This is a genomic window from Citrobacter sp. 506, assembly GCF_050434985.1.
GTDB lineage: Bacteria > Pseudomonadota > Gammaproteobacteria > Enterobacterales > Enterobacteriaceae > Citrobacter > Citrobacter braakii.
In genome coordinates, this window is the sequence record NZ_JBNDJN010000001.1 from 2,024,787 (window position 1) to 2,042,489 (window position 17,703).

Here is a 17,703-nt window from a genome sequence, read left to right on the forward strand (position 1 = left end):
TATTACCTCTGCGCCATCGTGGTTTGCGTGGCACATTTCACATCACCAACCCACGCTGCGCCGCGTGCTTTTTCCAAATCGAGATCGGCTTCGCATAGGCTGCCATTGGCTGAAATTAACGTGATGACTGGATACTTCTTATCGATATCGATAGCAAACTCCCCTTTTTCATCCGTACGCGTTTTACCGATGTGATTATGAATATCGGTGTTTGCAGCTAACTGCCCATCGGGATAACGAATACGCCCGAATACGGTGACCATACTTTTCACTTCAGGGTTGATAACACCCACGTTACCCGGATATAGCGTCAGTTCCTGTTTGCGCCCTGAAACAATATCAAAGCTGTCTTCAGAGTTTTTATCATTGAGGATCTCCAGCTTGTACTGAGCATAAGGCGGCAGTGCAATGAAATTTGATTTACCGCTGAGAAGATAATTTCGGTTATTAATCTTCGCAGCCAGTTTCCCTTCGCCGGTCAAATCGGTTTTCACAATAATGCCTGACCTTTGCCTCTCTTTACTCAGACCGAAATCTTTTCCTGCCCACGCCAGGGAACCTTGAGAAGAGAAGTTCATATTGGTGGAGTTGTCCGCAGAACGCGTTACCGATACGGTGCCGGCGTTATATTTCGTGTCATAACTCAGATTGCCGTTTACCGAGTAATTATTGTCGTAATACTGCTCGCCACTCAGGCGTGTCGAAGCCGACAATCCGACCGATTTAATGGGGCCTTCAGCATACTGCTTGCGCGCGCTGAGATTACCCTGAGTGCTGCCATAGCGATCCCGGGAGACGCCCATGCTCATCCAGGACGCCAACGGCAACGATAAATCCAGGCTGACATAACGTTCCTGTCGCCCATCGTCATTCCGGTTGTTGTAGTAATAACGCTGAATACCTGCGCGCAACCCAACCGTGGCATACTTGCCTGAATAAAGGTTCGTGCTGTAGTCCAGGTTACGGTATTTATTTCCCGAGTAGCGATTCTCCGTCTGGCTCACGGTAAGCGAGCCGCCGTGAGGAATAAACTTCCCGAGGTTAAGAGTGCCACCAATGGAATAATTGTCACGCTCCTGCATGGGCAGACGGTCGCCAATTTTACTGTCTTCACGAGATGCCCAAAGGGAACCATATCCCTCGGGGATATTGAGATTGATATTACTGATGTTTCGCCATGACGAATCGTTCGCTACCAGCGTCTGATTGCCAATGCTTACGTATTCATTCACATTGAGCGTAACATCCGTTTCATTAACCGTATTGTTGCCAAAACCGTAGAGCGTAGATTTCAGGCCCAGCCCCGACAATATCGCCAGCGTCACCGATGCGGCACCGCCGGCAATCCAGGTCTGCTCATTGCCTAAATCCTGATAGTGGTTTCGCTTATAACTCACACGGTCATAATCCAGTGAGCCACCAAACAGTTGCCATGAGAGCTGATCAATTCCGGCAGCCTGCTGGCGGGCAAAGATTTTATTAACCCGACTGATACGACTATTAATTGTCCGGCCATTGACCACGATATCTACCGTGACGTCATAAACACCATACGGGAAACGACTGGTATCAATTTCATAACTGCCCATATTAAAGTTCTGTACGCTGAGCAAACGCCCGTCACGAAATACATGAACCTCGCCAGCGGCTGGCAAAAATACGGTAATTGGCGTGAGCGAAAGCGAGGTATTCTCAACAACCGTACTTCCTTTGTTTCCGTAGCTTACGCCGTAAATTTTCCCACCATTCAGCGCATTCAGGCTGGCAATAGACTGGACATTCCAGGTGTCGAGCATCCCGAGCGCCAGTCGATATCCGTCATAATCACGCTCATACATCGCGCGATAGAGTTTACTGGTGCTGTTGCTGTCGCCTATGCCGTAGAACGAACCGTTAATGTTGACATGGTGTTCACGCAGCGATGTTGTATTGTCCATCGTCAGATAGCTGCGGGTACTGCTGCCGTTATGATAATCGTTGTAGTAGGTGCCAAAGTTATAGTTCAGGACGTTAGAGAGAGTCTCCACGCTGGAAGGTCCAAGCAGGCTGCTGCGTGCGACAATCGCTTCAGTTAACGCATCTTTGCTGACAATCATCTCCAGATGAAATGAGGAGACGTTGAGTTGCAGACGTGCATCATTCGATAGCTCGATATTGGTGTTATCGTGAAACTTCACATCACGAATTTTTTCCACCAGCGCGCGGGTTTTTCCAGATAACACGGCATTATTGGGCAATTCAGCAAGAGTCAGGGCTTTAACTGTAATATTGCCATCAATAAGGGAAATCACCGCATCGGCAACTTTTTGCTGACTTTTCTCGTCAGTCTCGTTGTAACGAATATATACCGGCACCGTCATTCCCTGCTCCAGTGAACGGGCGAAAGCGCTGGGGATAACGTAATTACCCACTTTTACTGGGGCTGCATGTGAAAATCCTGGTGTCAGCGCAAGAAAAAGACAAATGCTACCGCCGACAATATTTGTTGTTGTCATCTGCATCCTTACATTCCGGTAATTTTATTTATCCCTGCTATTGACCATCACTTCACTGTAATAAACTGCTTACCGTGCCAGATACCGATGCGTGAACGGCTATTACTAATGTCGGTAAACTGTAATTTTATTTTTGTACCCGGCATAATGTAATAACGTTCGCGACAGCCTCGTCCCCGATCGCGAGCCTTATCTTTACAAGCCCCATAGGCGATCACACGAAACGAAACATTGCCGGTATTGGTAATAACATCGCCATTTCGGCTATATTCAAAACGCTCCTTGCGCGGCGCGACTACCAGGATAGTGCCAATTTCAGCCGACGCTGTTGCAACAGCCATTTTATTCGCCCGGGTTTCCGCGCTCTCGGTGACCGGCTCATCTATCCATTGCAGACGATAATAACGCTCGACATCATCTGCAGGTCCTTTATAAAAGAAACGAAAAACATCCTTCGCCTGACCTGGAAGAATAAGATTGGCAGGTGTAGAGAGTAATTCTCCGGAATTAACGGGCTTTATTTCGATTCCCCCCGCCAAAGGTGATGACAATTGTTTTACCGAAACACTGACATAACGCGCCGCATCTGTCGTATTGATAATTTCTTTCGATAATGAACTCTCAGCAGAAGTCATGATCGATGTGATTTCACCAACATTAATTGCCCATCCGGGAAAAGATGCTACTAACCCTACCAACATCGCTGCCGGTAAATATTTTTTCATGACACCATTCCTGATAAATTCGGGAGAACAAATTCTCCCGAATTTTTTATTACTTAGGCAGACGGAGTCGTCCAGGTTGCATTGAACTGTACTTTTACATCGCCAGTCCAATAGCCGTCTGGCAGTGCAGAGTAATCTGCTACTGTCTGACTACCATCAGAAGTCGCTGACGCGATGGTGAATTTGAAGTTGGATTGATCGCTGACACGATCGGCACCGTTATAAGCGCCATCAGCCATCAAGCTTTCAAGACCAGAAGTGGAGCTGGAGTTAACAAGGACAGTATCTGATGAATTAGTCAGCGCAGTGCCATTCCATGCCACCCCTACGTTCAGGGTAGAAGCATCACCACTGGCGTTGATCAGAGTGTTACTAATAATCTGAGCAGTCAGTTCAAAATCAGTTGCCGTCTCCTGACCCTGAATCGTCACATCAAAAGCACCGTCCTGAGAGTTGAAGGCATTCAGCCCTTCAGCATACTGGAAAGTTAAAGAGTTCAGCGGGGTGACAACCAACATGCTGGTGGTATCTTTCGTTGCCGTCGCGTCCCACGAGGCTGTTGCAGAAGCAGTAACATCTGCCATTGCATTTGCTGCAACAAATACAGAAGCCAGAGATGTTACTAATAATATTTTTTTCATTTTATCTTCTCCTAAGAACAAACTCACCACCGAGTCTTATTATTAAGTCACTCCAGCGGTTCCATTAATTGCGAGCCAGAATTGCCGCGCCAGAAAATTATCATTTGGATTAAGTAACATCTCAACAAACCCTAAAACGTAAAAATTACAAAAAACTAAGAATTTTCCTATAAAAAACATTATCTAAGAAGTTTCCTAAGATATAATTACTTAAAATATGTACATTTTTAGAATTATTATCCACACAAACAATAAAAACCAAACAATTCATCTTTTTTAAGTTTTTGATAAATATCAAAAAGATCATACAAATAGCCCAGGAGTAAAACCCTTAAAAAACATAAAGATAATTAACATCCACATACTCTCTCTATAATGCTTATTATTTGTTGCAATTATGCTAATTTTTTAACTTCACAAGAAAATTCTCATGAAATATTTATTTAAGGGGGAATATTCTTATAAAAATAGCGCAAGCCTGTAGGATTATCATTCGAATTGATAATTATTCCACATAAATAAAACCAGGAATTTTCCATATAAAATGAATATTCCTGGAATATCAAGAGATAAATAGCGCACGGCAAAGATAGGGTTAGCTGAAACCTTTTAATCCCAAATAACTATTAATTGTTACCGTACGGACCCGATGTAAGCTAATCAACTTTTGATGTTCGAGGGATTTTAATGAGCGGCTAACGGTTTCAATTTTAAGATCGAGATAACTGGCAATTTCCTCCCGCGAGAATGGCAAGCGAAGCGTCGTTTCAGGCCTGCCAATACGTAAATGCATTTCGTAAAACTCCACGAGGAAAGCAGCGATTCTGGCCTCAGCATTTTTATTGGCATAACGCCGTAGTTTTTCAACAATGAATCCATTGTCCCTGCAGAGAAACTTGATGACTGCCGCTGCAACCGACGGCTCCTTTTCTGCTGCCTTGAACAACCGCGCAATATCGATATGACATACCTCCGCAGCCGTTGCAGCCTTGATCGTTGTCAGATACTTACCCCCCTCAACGGCATCCAGCGCCATGATATCTCCCGGAACATAAAAGCGACTGATAAAATCGTTATCACCACATTCCACGCTGGACGTGCAGTACCCCTCGTGAATAACAAAAAGCATGTCCGCGGCTCCATCCTGCCGGGCGAGTATCTCCCCCGCTTTAAACTTCCTTCTTTTGTCTATTAATCGGTATTGATTATCACGATCAATCGCCGCTCCCTTTGGACACAGTGAACAATGGCGGGGGGGAAACGGGTTGCCGAGTGGCACAACAGGAATGCTATGTTTGTGAATATCCGATTTCACGCAACGACTCCTCATAAAAATGAGACTGATTCTAATAGATTGGACCATAGGAACAATACGTGAGCCGCAGACCCAGAAAATTCATGCTGGTAGGGAAAATTCTGTGATACGTCGCCTTTTCGACGCCGGGGAGCACATGGCTAAAAACCAGACTGATGCGGATGATGATAAAACACAGGATAGAAAACAAATGCGGTAGCGGGGTAAAGAGTAGAATTAACCGAGCAATGCCTTAACAGACCTGAAAATCATAGACCTATTATGGCATCGCCCGTTTTCAATTACGCACGAATCGTGTCGTCACCGAAGCCAACCCACTTATAGGTGGTCAGTGCTTCCAGACCCATTGGGCCACGCGCGTGCAGTTTTTGCGTACTCACAGCCACTTCCGCCCCCAGTCCGAACTGGCCGCCATCGGTAAAACGAGTAGAGGCGTTAACGTACACGGCAGAAGAGTCCACTTCATTCACGAAACGATCGGCGTTACGCAGGGTGCGCGTCAGGATGGCATCGGAATGCTGGGTCCCATGCTCGCGAATGTGGGTGATAGCATCGTCCAGATCGGTAACGATTTTAACGTTCAGATCCAACGACAGAAACTCGTCGTCATACTCTTCGGCTTTCACCGCAACCACGTTAGCGGGCCCTGCCTGCAATGTGGCCAGCGCGGTGTCGTCGGCATGCAGCGTGACGCCGCTTTGTGCCATCTGCTGGCTCAGCGCAGGCAGAAAACGCGCAGCGATATCCTGATGCACCAGCAGGGTTTCTACGGTGTTACAGGTGCTCGGTCGCTGGGTTTTGGCGTTGACGATAATCTTCAGCGCCGGGTCGATCTCCGCGCTATCATCAACATAAATATGACAAACCCCAATGCCGCCGGTGATGACCGGGATAGTCGACTGCTCACGGCACAGCTTATGCAGACCCGCGCCACCGCGAGGGATCAGCATATCAATGTACTTATCCATACGCAGCATTTCAGCGACCAGCGCTCGGTCCGGGTTATCTATCGACTGCACGGCTGCAGCGGGTAAACCACAGGCTTCCAGCGCCTTTTGGATAACCGCCACGGTTGCCGCATTCGTCCGGTACGTCTCTTTCCCACCGCGCAGGATCGCCGCATTACCGGTTTTCAGGCACAGGGAAGCCACGTCAACGGTGACATTTGGACGCGCTTCATAAATCACGCCAATCACGCCCAGCGGAACGCGACGACGTTCGAGACGCAGGCCGCTATCCAGCAGACCGCCGTCAATCACCTGCCCGACCGGGTCGGCGAGATTACATACCTGACGCACATCGTCGGCAATCGCTTTCAGACGCGCCGGAGTCAGCGCCAGGCGGTCGAGCATCGCTTCGCTCAGGCCGTTGGCTCGCGCTTGCTCAACATCTTGTACGTTCGCGCTGAGGATGCTTTCCGTTTGCGCTTCCAGCTCATCAGCAATCGTTTCCAGTACGCGGTTTTTTTCGCGACTGGAGAGCAGCGCCAGCTTGTATGACGCAGCTTTGGCAGCAATGCCCATTTGTTCCAGCATATGCCTGTTCCTTAACGGGTAATCATGTCGTCGCGATGGACAGCAACCGGACCGTATTCGTAGCCCAGGATGGTGTCGATCTGTTGTGAGTGATGTCCGGCAATACGGCGCAGCGCATCGCTGTTATAGCGGGTAACGCCGTGGGCAATATCGCGCCCTTCGAGATTGCAGATGCGGATCACTTCACCACGAGAGAAGTTGCCTGTCACGCTTTTAATGCCTTTTGGCAGTAATGAACTGCCACGCTCCAGAATCGCTGCGGTCGCACCCTCATCAACGGTAATTTCCCCGGCTGGCGGTGCGCCGAAGATCCAGCGTTTACGATTCTCCAGCGGAGAGGCCTGTGCATGGAAACGCGTCCCAACGGAGACGCCTTCCATCACGTCGCCAATTACGCCCGGCTTGCTGCCTGCGGCAATAATGGTGTCAATCCCGGCGCGGCATGCAACATCAGCGGCCTGCAGTTTAGTCCCCATACCGCCGGTTCCCAGACCCGAGACGCTATCACCGGCAATGGCGCGCAGCGCATCATCAATACCGTGAACGTCTTTGATCAGCTCAGCCTGCGGGTTGGTGCGCGGATCGGCGGTAAACAGCCCTTGCTGATCGGTCAGCAGCAGCAGCTTATCGGCCCCGGCCAGAATCGCCGCCAGCGCTGAAAGGTTGTCGTTATCACCGACTTTAATTTCGGCGGTCGCTACGGCGTCGTTCTCATTAATGACAGGAACGATGTTGTTATCCAGCAGCGCGCGTAGCGTATCGCGGGCGTTAAGGAAACGCTCTCTGTCTTCCATATCCGCACGCGTTAGCAGCATCTGTCCGATGTGAATACCGTAAATCGAGAACAACTGTTCCCATAGTTGAATCAATCGGCTCTGCCCTACCGCCGCCAACAGCTGTTTCGAGGCTATCGTTGCCGGGAGCTCAGGGTAACCCAGATGCTCACGTCCGGCGGCAATCGCGCCCGAGGTAACGATAACAATACGATGCCCTGCGGCATGGAGCTGCGCACACTGGCGAACCAGTTCTACGATATGGGCGCGGTTCAGGCGGCGCGATCCGCCCGTTAACACACTGGTGCCAAGTTTTACCACCAGCGTCTGGCTGTCACTCATGATTCTCTGCCATTCAAAATTGGGGAAAATGATATCAAACGAACGTTTTAGCAGGACTGGCCCCGGTTGCCAACAACCAGCGCACAAAGCATGAAATTTTATTGCGCAGGATCAGCAAGCGTAGCGGCAGATTTTGACGCATTTATTACAGAAACAAAAAAACATCCTTTTTTAAAAATATTCTTACTTTGTCATAAAACGTTCATTACCAGACGTTAAAAACCCTCCTGTCTTTTAACGGGGATCACACCCAGTGAATATTAGCGCGTACTTTTAATCAGGAATGAAAATGAAAAAGAGCACTCTGGCATTAGTGGTGATGGGTATTACTGCGTCGGCATCCGTACAGGCAGCGGAAGTGTATAACAAGAACGGTAATAAACTGGACCTGTACGGCAAAGTAAAAGCCATGCATTACATGACGGATTTTGACAGCAAAGACGGCGACCAGAGCTATATCCGTTTAGGTTTTAAAGGCGAAACGCAAATTAACGATGAACTGACGGGATATGGCCGCTGGGAAGCAGAGTTCGCCGGCAATAAAGCCGAAAGCGACTCAAACCAGCAAAAAACCCGTCTGGCCTTTGCCGGTCTGAAATTAAAAAACCTTGGCTCGTTTGATTACGGTCGTAACCTCGGCGCGCTGTACGACGTGGAAGCGTGGACCGATATGTTCCCGGAATTCGGCGGCGACTCCTCCGCGCAGACCGATAACTTTATGACCAAACGCGCCAGCGGCCTGGCAACCTACCGTAACACCGACTTCTTCGGCGTCGTGGATGGTCTGGATCTCACCCTGCAATACCAGGGGAAAAATCAGGACCGCGATGTGAAAAAACAAAACGGCGACGGTTTTGGTACTTCCGTTACCTATGATTTTGGCGGCAGCGATTTCGCGGTGAGCGGTGCGTATACCAACTCCGATCGTACCAACCAGCAGAATCTGCAAACGCGTGGGACTGGCGATAAAGCAGAAGCCTGGGCAACCGGTTTAAAATATGATGCTAACGATATTTATATTGCGACGTTCTATTCTGAAACGCGCAATATGACGCCAATTTCCGGTGGCTTCGCCAATAAAACACAGAACTTCGAAGCGGTAGTTCAGTACCAGTTTGACTTTGGTCTGCGTCCGTCACTGGGTTATGTGCTGTCAAAAGGGAAAGATATTGAAGGCGTAGGCAATGAGGATCTGGTGAATTATATCGACGTTGGCGCAACATACTATTTCAACAAAAATATGTCCGCGTTTGTCGATTATAAAATCAACCAGCTCGATAGCGACAATAAACTGGGCATCAACAATGATGATATCGTTGCTGTCGGTATGGTTTATCAGTTCTGATTATACCCGTCATACTTCAAGTTGCATGCGCGTTGGCTTGCCTGCAACTCGAGTTATTTAGGGTATAGCATAAAAAATGCCGGATGGGGTTGCGCCGCCATCCGGCATTTTACTGTTCATTATGCCGTTAATTTAACCGGTTCATCGTTAAAATCGTCAGCAGGCTCCAGCGCCAGATTCAGCGACGTTAACAACCCACGTAATTTTTCATGAAATTCACGTAAGGTGTATTCCAGTCGCTCTACCACTTCAGTCTCTTTCACCGGCACCGCAGTCCAGTTCCCATCTTTATCGAACAAGCCAAACTGGTAGCTGTACGTGAAGCGTTTTTCCTGCGCCTCCAGTTCCATCCACCAGCCCCAAAACTCGCGTTTCTCTGGGGCGGGTTTCACATTGACGCAAACAGCCAGACAATCGAAAAAAAACCGATTATCTTCGCACTGCCCTTCCCGGATGTACGGGCCAAGCGCGGTGAATTTCTTGATCAATCTACTTTTCGGATGCCCACTCGGTAACGTCATTACGATCTCCTTAGGTGAAGCACCTGTTTTACCAAATCGATAAAATTTAGCAAACTTTTAACACAATCTCTGATTGATCCAACCGGTTATTTCCTGCAGCCCTTTGTCAAAATTGCGATACACCGGGTTGAATGGAATCTCCAGCAGCTTACCGTCAGAAGATGAAGATGTGATTAAACGCGACTCCTCTTCCGGGCTAAACGGATCGTTTTTCCAGAACCCCGACAGCATTGGCGTTGGGCAGCGTCGGCCCAGCAGGCCCTGCACTTTTAATGAATAGCGATTAAGCTCAACGCGCAACGCTTCATCGGATGCGTCGTGCATTCCCAAACGACTGGCCAGAACGTCAAGGTACATTTCCGGGACGCTTGCCTGGCGCTGCGGGTCGCTAAGCAGCGCATGAACCACCGGCCCCAAACAGGCCACCGCCTTCAGACGTGATGATTCCAGATACGCAAGGCGTACCGCCACGTTGGCGCCAAAGCGGAAGCCGAAGGCCGCCACACGGGTGTGATCCACCCATGGAACATTCGGCAGCGCTTTTAATACGTGCTGGTGCAGCAGGCTGGAGTCCTGGGTCAGTTTCCATTTTGACGAGAACCCGACCGACGGCATATCCAGCGTCAGCATGGCAATACCGCGCGGGGCAAAGTAGCGCTCATACAGAGTGTAATAATCCGTTTGCATGGAATCGAGGCCACCGCACATCAGCACCGTCGGGAACGGACCGTCGCCTTTTGGCATATGCAGGAAGCCGGTAATCGGCGCGCCGCCGGTAACGGCAAATTCCATCTCACGCAGCGTGCCCGGCAGACGCTGTGCGGCCTCTTCATAGGCGCGATTGGCCAGAGCCTGCGCCTGCTCTGCCAGCTCATCGCCTTTTAAGTGCGGATAAGCAGCGATGTTGTAGAGCGTGGAAGCATGCAGCCAGTGGCGTCCGCTCACCTGCGGATCCTCTTCCATAGAGGCTTTCTGTTGCCAGTCCATCGCCTGCTTCGCCCACTCGTAAATCCAGTTTCCGCCGCGATAGCCGATAACCGTGTCGTAAAGCTCTTTATCGGTGCGTTCGGCTTCGCTCATCACGATACGTGCCTGCACTTCGAGGATTTCGCGCGGATCGACGCCACGCCAGATCCACATCAGGCGGTTCACCATACGGTACCAGTGCGGGATGGTTTTGCCATCCAGGGTCGATTGTACGGACGGCTGCGCGCCGTGATTAAAACGACGAACCAGCGTTGACGTTTCAGGGTGTTTGAAGCGGGGTTTAAACAGGACTTCGCTGAGGTTAGCCTGTGACATGATTGCAGCCTCCATGAGTACTCACTAAGGCATAGTGTAACCTGACACAGCACAAAAAGAACAACGCCCGACAGTGCGGGCGTTGAAAACTTTTTAGATTAGCGACCCGAGATCGGCGGAACGAACACTACGCCCATATCCCACGGCTGCTCAATCCAGGTATCCTGAGGGATATCAACAACATAATCATTCACCAGCGGGCGACCTGCCGGCTTAGCGAAAATAGTGACGAAATGCGCTTTAGGGTACATTTCGCGGATCGCTACGGCGGTACCACCGGTGTCAACCAGGTCATCAATTACGATGAAACCTTCACCGTCGCCTTCGGCACGCTTCAGCACTTTCAGTTCGCGCTGGTTGTCGTGATCGTAGCTGGAGATGCATACGGTATCGACATGACGAATACCCAATTCACGCGCCAGCAATGCGCCCGGCACCAGACCACCACGGCTAACGGCAATAATGCCTTTCCATTGTTCAGAAGGCATCAGGCGGCTTGCCAGTTTACGTGCATGGATCTGCAACATGTCCCAGGTGACGACGTATTTTTCGCTCATGTGAAGTGTCCCAGCCTGTTTATCTACGGCTTAAAAAGTGTTCGAGGGGGAAATAGGTTGCGCGAGATTATAGAGATCTGACGCACTAAAAACCAGTGTTTCGCGGAATCCGCGCCTCTTTTTGCATGCTTTATGCTAGCCGTCAGCGGAGAAAGTGGTATTCTCAATCGCATCGCGCAAGCCTGACTTGTGATGTTTTTAATTCTGCTAACCCTGTGGCCTGCAAGCAAGTTTTGTAGGACATCGCCAAGGAGACTCAACGTGTCTGAACTGTCTCAGTTATCCCCGCAACCGCTGTGGGATATTTTTGCCAAAATCTGTTCTATTCCTCATCCGTCCTACCATGAAGAGCAGCTCGCTGAACACATTCTGAGCTGGGCCCAAGAGAAAGGTTTCCACGTCGAGCGCGATCAGGTCGGTAATATCCTGATTCGCAAACCCGCTACCGCAGGAATGGAAAACCGCAAGCCGGTCGTTCTGCAAGCGCACCTGGATATGGTCCCGCAGAAAAATAACGACACCGTGCACGACTTCACTAAAGATCCTATCCAGCCTTATATTGACGGCGAATGGGTAAAAGCCCGTGGCACCACGCTGGGTGCGGATAACGGCATCGGCATGGCGTCCGCACTGGCCGTTCTGGCTGATGACAACGTGGTGCACGGTCCGCTTGAAGTGCTGCTGACCATGACCGAAGAAGCAGGTATGGATGGCGCGTTTGGTCTGCAGGCTAACTGGCTGCAGGCAGATATTCTGATCAACACCGACTCTGAAGAAGAAGGTGAGATCTATATGGGTTGCGCAGGCGGTATCGACTTTACCTCTAACCTGCCGCTGTCCCGTGAAGCAATCCCGGCTGGCTTCCAGAGCTTTAAGCTGACGTTGAAAGGCCTGAAAGGCGGTCACTCCGGCGGCGAAATCCACGTTGGTCTCGGTAACGCTAATAAGCTGCTGGTACGCTTCCTGGCGGGTCACGCTGAAGAGCTGGATCTGCGTCTGGTTGATTTCAACGGCGGTACGCTGCGCAACGCGATTCCGCGTGAAGCCTTTGCCACCCTCGCCGTGGCGGCAGATAAAGTTGATGCGTTAAAAGCGCTGGTCAACACCTACCAGGAAATCCTGAAAAACGAACTGGAAGCCAAAGAGAAGAACCTGGCTCTGCTGCTGGATGCCGTTACTCACGACAAAGCCGCGCTGACCACTCAGTCTCGCGACAGCTTCGTACGTCTGCTGAACGCCACCCCGAACGGTGTTATCCGCAACTCAGACGTAGCCAAAGGCGTGGTAGAAACCTCCCTGAACGTCGGCGTTGTAACCATGACTGACGACAACGTTGAAATTCACTGCCTGATCCGTTCTCTGATCGACAGCGGTAAAGACTACGTGGTGAGCATGCTGGATTCACTGGGTAAACTGGCTGGCGCGAAAACCCAGGCCAAAGGCGGATACCCTGGCTGGCAGCCGGATGCTAACTCTCCGGTTATGCACCTGGTTCGCGAAACCTACCAGCGTCTGTTCAACAAAACGCCAAACATCCAGATCATTCACGCCGGTCTGGAATGTGGCCTGTTCAAGAAACCGTATCCGGAAATGGACATGGTTTCCATCGGGCCAACCATCACCGGTCCGCACTCCCCGGATGAGCAGGTTCATATCGAAAGCGTTGGTCACTACTGGACGCTGCTGACTGAACTGCTGAAGTCGATTCCGGCGAAGTAAGATTCTGCGCTAAATGCCGGATAGCGCTGCGCTTATCCGGCAATCCATCAGAGTCACAGCCCCAACAGCAGCTGTCTTTCCAGTTGGGGATCCAGCAGCGTGACGTGTAATCCCACCAGCCTCACGCCTCGCCCTCCCCGACGTTCTTCCCAGGTTTTACGCGCCGTCGCAATTAAGTCATCTTTATTTAAGCGCGGCCAGACGTGCTCCTGCGTGGTCTGCTGAAAATCATTAAACTTGAGTTTTATCCCCTGGCGAGCGATAAGGAGATCCGGCTTTACCTTGGCCAGACGCCGTTCCAGTTCGGGATAAAGCCGCTCAATAATCGCCTCACACTCTGACCACTCATGAATATCTTCCGCCAGCGTGCGCTCCACGCCGACGGATTTGCGCAGTCTGTCGTTGTTAACGTCCCGCTCGTCAATGCCCTGGCTTCGCTCCCACAGCACGCGACCAAACTTACCAAAACGTTTGAGCAGCATTGCCAGGTCGTATTTTTGAACATCCTCGCAGGTACGCAATCCCATTGATTCCAGCTTCGCGGCGGAGACTTTGCCGACGCCGGGAATTTTGCCGAGCGGTAACGTTTTGAGAAATTCAGGAACATCGGTAGGGGTAATTACATATTGCCCGTTGGGCTTGTTGAGATCGGAGGCTATTTTTGCCAGAAATTTAACCGGCGCAATCCCGGCGGAGGCGGTTAGCTGCAGCTCGTTAAAAATCGTCTGGCGGATCTCCTGGGCGATCAGCGTGGCAGAACCGTGGCAGTGGGTGCTGTCGGTTACATCCAGATAGGCTTCATCCAGCGACAGGGGTTCAATCAGCGAGGTATAGCGGGAGAAAATCGCCTGAATCTGGCGGGAGGCTTCTTTGTAGGCCTCGTAGCGACCGGGTAATAAGGTAAGATGCGGGCATAGCTTTAACGCCATTCCCGTTGGCATCGCGCTACGCACGCCAAATTTGCGCGCCGGGTAATTGGCTGTACTGATAACCCCCCGGCGCTCCCGGCTGCCGCCGATGGCAATGGGAATGTCACGCAGAGCGGGGTTATCGCGCATTTCCACCGCTGCGAAAAAGCAGTCCATATCAACATGTATGATTTTGCGCATTACTCGCCTCCCACAACACTGTTTAAGTATACAGTATTTTTATAGTGTGAGAAGTATGATTATTCCTTACGCCGGACCATTCATGACGAAGCGGGCATCGCACAGGTAACGCACAATATCCTTTTTTGTATGTTCTGCGGGATTCCCCGCCGTACTGACGAACAGTTTATTCACTTTGCGAACATTTGCCCGCAGCAGTTTTTCGATTGTCATCAGGCGGAAGGCATCATTTTCAACGCAGAAAAGTTCGTAGTCGCCCAGACGTTCACCACAAATTTCACAGTGATTCATCCAGTAACGTAGCCCGGTGGTTTTACTTTTATCGAGGTAGTAATTGCTGGCTTTGATGTTCTTTTTTATCTCTTCAGGCAGAGAATTAATGTGGAACAAAAAGCTGTTACGCCTGACCGACTGCCAGCCCTGACCATCCTGATTTTTCTTAATAAAGCGGGTAAACATCACGCCATGGATGCGGGTAATTTGGTGGCAGCTCCAGCAGTGCATCTTCGAGGTAATCACCAGATAGTACGGCGCGACAATATTAAAATTGTCGGTGTCGTAGACATAGTCACGAAGCGCCCCGTTTAGCTCGTGGGGTTCGGTGTACCAGATACCTGAGACCTTGTCGAAATGCGCCCCCTGACAGGCTACATCGGTGACGTTATCAGTATGAATATCCAATGGAATAATATGGGTTACATCTATCACATTGCCTTCCTGAGGAATAAATTGCCCCCACGTTGCGTGGGGGACGGGAACAGAATTAATGAGTGACGGGAGCAGATTGTTGACGTAAAGAAGTCACTTGCTTTTGCTTGTCCAGCTTATCCACCAGCGGTTGCACAACCTTCTCTCCCTGCTGGCCAAAATATTGATACAACGTATCGGAAGCGCTTTGCGTCAGCACCATGATCTCAATGCGACGGTTCCCGGCACTTTCCGGGTTTTTCGCATCCAGCAGCATTTGGTCCGCCATCGCGCTGACCTGCATGACTTTATTCTGCGGCATTCCGGCATCCTCCAGCACGCGTCGCGCCGACAAAGCGCGGTCGCCGGAGAGGTTCCAGTTGTTGTAAATGTTACTCTTATAGCTCATCGCGTCTGTATGCCCGGTGATGATTATCTTGTTATCCAGCGAGTCAAACACGGGAGTCAGTTCAACCAGCAGCGATTTAAAGAACGGCATAATCCTGGCGCTACCGCGCTCAAACATATTGCGATTCTGGTCATCTTTAATCAGTACGCGCAGCCCCTGAGGAACAATCTCCATCTCGAGGTTAGTTTCCATATGCGCATTGCGGGCGATAACGTTAATGTCGGTCGCCAGTTCGCCCAATTCGCGGGCTGATTTTTGTTTCAGCAGCACCGCTTTTTCATTCACATCCAGCGCCTTTTTCGCGTTCTCTTCCGTAATTTTCGCCGTCTCCTGCGGGTTGACGGTTTTATCGAGTTTGTTGCGCGTGACGTTTTTCTTCTGCGCTCCCGGCGCTATCGGCTGCTTGCCCAGCTTATTTAACGGCGCCATACCGCCACCGTTAAAGATTGACTGACCATGCAGCGCCGCCACGATATTTTCGCGGTCAGCTTTACTGACGCTGTTCACAATCAACTTTATCGTGGTTACCAAGGGTGCCGAGCGTATCTCCGAGGTTTCGGCCCGCTTTACGCTGGACGCCATGCCCGGGAAGCAGATGGCGATCGATGCCGATCTGAACGCAGGCCTGATTAATCAGGCCCAGGCGCAGGCGCGACGTAAAGATGTGGCGGGCGAAGCGGACTTCTATGGCGCAATGGACGGTGCGTCGAAGTTCGTGCGCGGTGATGCCATCGCCGGGATGATGATCCTGGCCATCAACCTGATAGGCGGCGTCTGTATCGGTATTTTTAAATACGATTTAAGCGCCGAAGCCGCCTTCCAGCAATACGTACTGATGACCATCGGCGACGGTCTGGTTGCCCAGATCCCATCTCTGCTGCTGTCGACGGCGGCGGCGATTATCGTTACACGCGTGAGCGACAGCGGTGATATCGCCACAGACGTGCGTAGCCAACTGCTGGCCAGCCCCTCCGTACTTTATACCGCCACCAGCATTATGTTTGTACTGGCGGTGGTACCGGGAATGCCGCATTTCCCGTTCCTGGTGTTCAGCGCCCTGATGGGTTTCACCGCCTGGCGTATGAGCAAGCGCCCGAAGGTGGCTGAAACTGAAGAGAAAAATCTTGAGACGCTGACCAAAACCATCGTTGAAACCACTGAGCAACAGGTCAGTTGGGAAACTATCCCTTTGATTGAGCCAATCAGCCTGAGCCTGGGGTACAAGCTGGTATCGCTGGTAGACAAATCCAAAGGGAATCCGCTCACTCAACGTATTCGCGGTGTGCGGCAGGTTATCTCAGACACTAACGGCGTGCTGCTCCCGGAAATTCGCATCCGCGAAAACTTCCGTCTAAAACCGACCCAGTACGCCATTTTTATCAATGGGATCAAGGCTGATGAGGCAGATATTCCTTCAGATAAACTGATGGCGCTGCCCTCCAGTGAAACGTATGGCGAGATCGATGGTGTTTTAGGCCACGATCCGGCCTATGGTATGCCGGTGACGTGGATTGTACCGGCGCAAAAAGCCAAAGCGCTAAATATGGGGTATCAGGTCATTGATAGTGCCAGCGTCATTGCGACGCATGTGAATAAGGTCATTCGCAACTTTATTCCCGACCTGTTTAACTACGATGATATTACCCAACTGCATAACCGCCTCTCTTCGATGGCCCCCCGTCTGGCGGAAGATCTGAGCGCGGCGCTGAATTACAGCCAGCTCTTGAAGGTTTATCGGGCGCTGCTGGTCGAAGGCGTGCCGCTGCGCGATATCGTTACCATTGCCACCGTACTGGTCGCCAGTAGCGCCGTCACTAAAGATCATATTCTGTTGACGGCAGATGTGCGTCTGGCGCTCCGTCGCAGCATTACCCATCCGTTTGTGCGCAAAGATGAGCTGGCGGTCTACACGCTGAATAATGAGCTGGAGAATCTGCTGGCTAATGTAGTGAATCAGGCTCAGCAAAGCGGCAAAGTGGTGCTCGATAGCGTACCGGTCGATCCTAATATGCTGAATCAGTTCCAGACCAATATGCCGCAGATTAAAGAACAGATGAAAGCCGCGGGTAAAGAGCCGGTACTGCTGGTCGCACCGCAGCTACGTCCTCTGCTTGCGCGCTATGCGCGCCTGTTTGCACCAGGCTTACAGGTGTTGTCATATAACGAAGTTCCGGATGAGCTGGAATTAAAGATTATGGGGGCGTTGAGTTAACCCCTGACGAGGCGGT

General features: G+C 50.7%; 14 protein-coding genes and 1 pseudogene. 3 read left to right on the forward strand and 12 right to left on the reverse strand.

Annotated elements, in window-relative coordinates; all coding sequences use genetic code 11:
- Positions 1-2: 2 nt before the first annotated feature.
- The 6 genes from ABIE10_RS09880 to proB form a co-directional block, all read right to left on the reverse strand.
- Positions 3-2,495: a CS1-pili formation C-terminal domain-containing protein gene (locus ABIE10_RS09880; protein WP_200051296.1), complete on the reverse strand. Its 2,493-nt coding sequence runs from the start codon at positions 2,493-2,495 to the stop codon at positions 3-5.
- Between the two features lie 47 nt (positions 2,496-2,542).
- Entirely contained in the window at positions 2,543-3,220 is a 678-nt protein-coding gene (locus tag ABIE10_RS09885) for a hypothetical protein (protein ID WP_046276284.1), read from the reverse strand.
- Positions 3,221-3,273: 53 nt separating this feature from the next.
- A complete protein-coding gene (gene ecpA, locus ABIE10_RS09890) occupies positions 3,274-3,861 on the reverse strand; it encodes a common pilus major fimbrillin subunit EcpA (protein ID WP_046276283.1) in 588 nt (195 codons plus the stop codon).
- 595 nt (positions 3,862-4,456) lie between these two features.
- A complete protein-coding gene (locus tag ABIE10_RS09895; RefSeq protein ID WP_200046308.1) occupies positions 4,457-5,176 on the reverse strand; it encodes a Crp/Fnr family transcriptional regulator in 720 nt (239 codons plus the stop codon).
- A 281-nt stretch (positions 5,177-5,457) separates the two neighbouring features.
- Positions 5,458-6,711: a glutamate-5-semialdehyde dehydrogenase gene (gene proA, locus ABIE10_RS09900; protein WP_016151868.1), complete on the reverse strand. Its 1,254-nt coding sequence runs from the start codon at positions 6,709-6,711 to the stop codon at positions 5,458-5,460.
- 11 nt (positions 6,712-6,722) lie between these two features.
- Positions 6,723-7,826 (reverse strand): glutamate 5-kinase, encoded by a 1,104-nt coding sequence (gene proB / locus ABIE10_RS09905; RefSeq protein WP_003031373.1) that lies wholly within the window; start codon positions 7,824-7,826, stop codon positions 6,723-6,725.
- Positions 7,827-8,115: 289 nt separating this feature from the next.
- Here proB and phoE point away from each other — a divergent pair, with 289 nt between their 5' ends.
- Positions 8,116-9,171, forward strand: a complete 1,056-nt coding sequence (phoE, locus tag ABIE10_RS09910) for a phosphoporin PhoE (RefSeq protein WP_103765890.1) — start codon at positions 8,116-8,118, stop codon at positions 9,169-9,171.
- A gap of 119 nt (positions 9,172-9,290) precedes the next feature.
- Here phoE and crl read toward each other — a convergent pair whose 3' ends face one another.
- The 3 genes from crl to gpt all read right to left on the reverse strand — a co-directional run bounded on the left by crl (position 9,291) and on the right by gpt (position 11,551).
- Positions 9,291-9,692, reverse strand: a complete 402-nt coding sequence (gene crl / locus ABIE10_RS09915) for a sigma factor-binding protein Crl (protein ID WP_016151866.1) — start codon at positions 9,690-9,692, stop codon at positions 9,291-9,293.
- A gap of 57 nt (positions 9,693-9,749) precedes the next feature.
- Positions 9,750-10,994: an esterase FrsA gene (gene frsA, locus ABIE10_RS09920; protein ID WP_016155767.1), complete on the reverse strand. Its 1,245-nt coding sequence runs from the start codon at positions 10,992-10,994 to the stop codon at positions 9,750-9,752.
- Positions 10,995-11,092: 98 nt separating this feature from the next.
- Positions 11,093-11,551 carry a xanthine phosphoribosyltransferase gene (gpt, locus tag ABIE10_RS09925; RefSeq protein ID WP_003031380.1) on the reverse strand — a complete coding sequence of 153 codons (459 nt, stop codon included), beginning with the start codon at positions 11,549-11,551 and terminating at the stop codon, positions 11,093-11,095.
- Between the two features lie 261 nt (positions 11,552-11,812).
- On the opposite strand from gpt, the gene pepD reads away from it, so the two are divergent.
- Positions 11,813-13,270 carry a cytosol nonspecific dipeptidase gene (gene pepD / locus ABIE10_RS09930; RefSeq protein ID WP_016151863.1) on the forward strand — a complete coding sequence of 486 codons (1,458 nt, stop codon included), beginning with the start codon at positions 11,813-11,815 and terminating at the stop codon, positions 13,268-13,270.
- Between the two features lie 53 nt (positions 13,271-13,323).
- On the opposite strand, the gene dinB is transcribed toward pepD, so the two are convergent.
- From dinB to lafU, 3 genes are all read right to left on the reverse strand, one after another.
- Complete coding sequence (dinB, locus tag ABIE10_RS09935; RefSeq protein ID WP_200046307.1) at positions 13,324-14,379, reverse strand: DNA polymerase IV; 1,056 nt, start codon at positions 14,377-14,379, stop codon at positions 13,324-13,326.
- 66 nt (positions 14,380-14,445) lie between these two features.
- Complete coding sequence (locus ABIE10_RS09940; RefSeq protein WP_049281652.1) at positions 14,446-15,087, reverse strand: hypothetical protein; 642 nt, start codon at positions 15,085-15,087, stop codon at positions 14,446-14,448.
- 55 nt (positions 15,088-15,142) lie between these two features.
- Complete coding sequence (gene lafU, locus ABIE10_RS09945; protein WP_071600315.1) at positions 15,143-16,057, reverse strand: putative lateral flagellar export/assembly protein LafU; 915 nt, start codon at positions 16,055-16,057, stop codon at positions 15,143-15,145.
- On the opposite strand from lafU, the pseudogene ABIE10_RS09950 reads away from it, so the two are divergent.
- A pseudogene (locus tag ABIE10_RS09950) lies at positions 15,969-17,687 on the forward strand (flagellar biosynthesis protein FlhA); the annotation flags it as partial. The gene lafU and the pseudogene ABIE10_RS09950 overlap by 89 nt on opposite strands.
- Positions 17,688-17,703 lie beyond the last annotated feature (16 nt).

What these genes read in the sequence shown, in the direction of transcription:
- ABIE10_RS09880 (WP_200051296.1), bottom strand. Translation starts at nt 2,495, where the DNA reads ATGACAACAACAAATATTGTCGGCGGTAGCATTTGTCTTTTTCTTGCG.
- ABIE10_RS09885 (WP_046276284.1), bottom strand. Translation starts at nt 3,220, where the DNA reads ATGAAAAAATATTTACCGGCAGCGATGTTGGTAGGGTTAGTAGCATCT.
- ecpA (WP_046276283.1), bottom strand. Translation starts at nt 3,861, where the DNA reads ATGAAAAAAATATTATTAGTAACATCTCTGGCTTCTGTATTTGTTGCA.
- proA (WP_016151868.1), bottom strand. Translation starts at nt 6,711, where the DNA reads ATGCTGGAACAAATGGGCATTGCTGCCAAAGCTGCGTCATACAAGCTG.
- proB (WP_003031373.1), bottom strand. Translation starts at nt 7,826, where the DNA reads ATGAGTGACAGCCAGACGCTGGTGGTAAAACTTGGCACCAGTGTGTTA.
- phoE (WP_103765890.1), top strand. Translation starts at nt 8,116, where the DNA reads ATGAAAAAGAGCACTCTGGCATTAGTGGTGATGGGTATTACTGCGTCG.
- crl (WP_016151866.1), bottom strand. Translation starts at nt 9,692, where the DNA reads ATGACGTTACCGAGTGGGCATCCGAAAAGTAGATTGATCAAGAAATTC.
- frsA (WP_016155767.1), bottom strand. Translation starts at nt 10,994, where the DNA reads ATGTCACAGGCTAACCTCAGCGAAGTCCTGTTTAAACCCCGCTTCAAA.
- gpt (WP_003031380.1), bottom strand. Translation starts at nt 11,551, where the DNA reads ATGAGCGAAAAATACGTCGTCACCTGGGACATGTTGCAGATCCATGCA.
- dinB (WP_200046307.1), bottom strand. Translation starts at nt 14,379, where the DNA reads ATGCGCAAAATCATACATGTTGATATGGACTGCTTTTTCGCAGCGGTG.
- lafU (WP_071600315.1), bottom strand. Translation starts at nt 16,057, where the DNA reads ATGGCGTCCAGCGTAAAGCGGGCCGAAACCTCGGAGATACGCTCGGCA.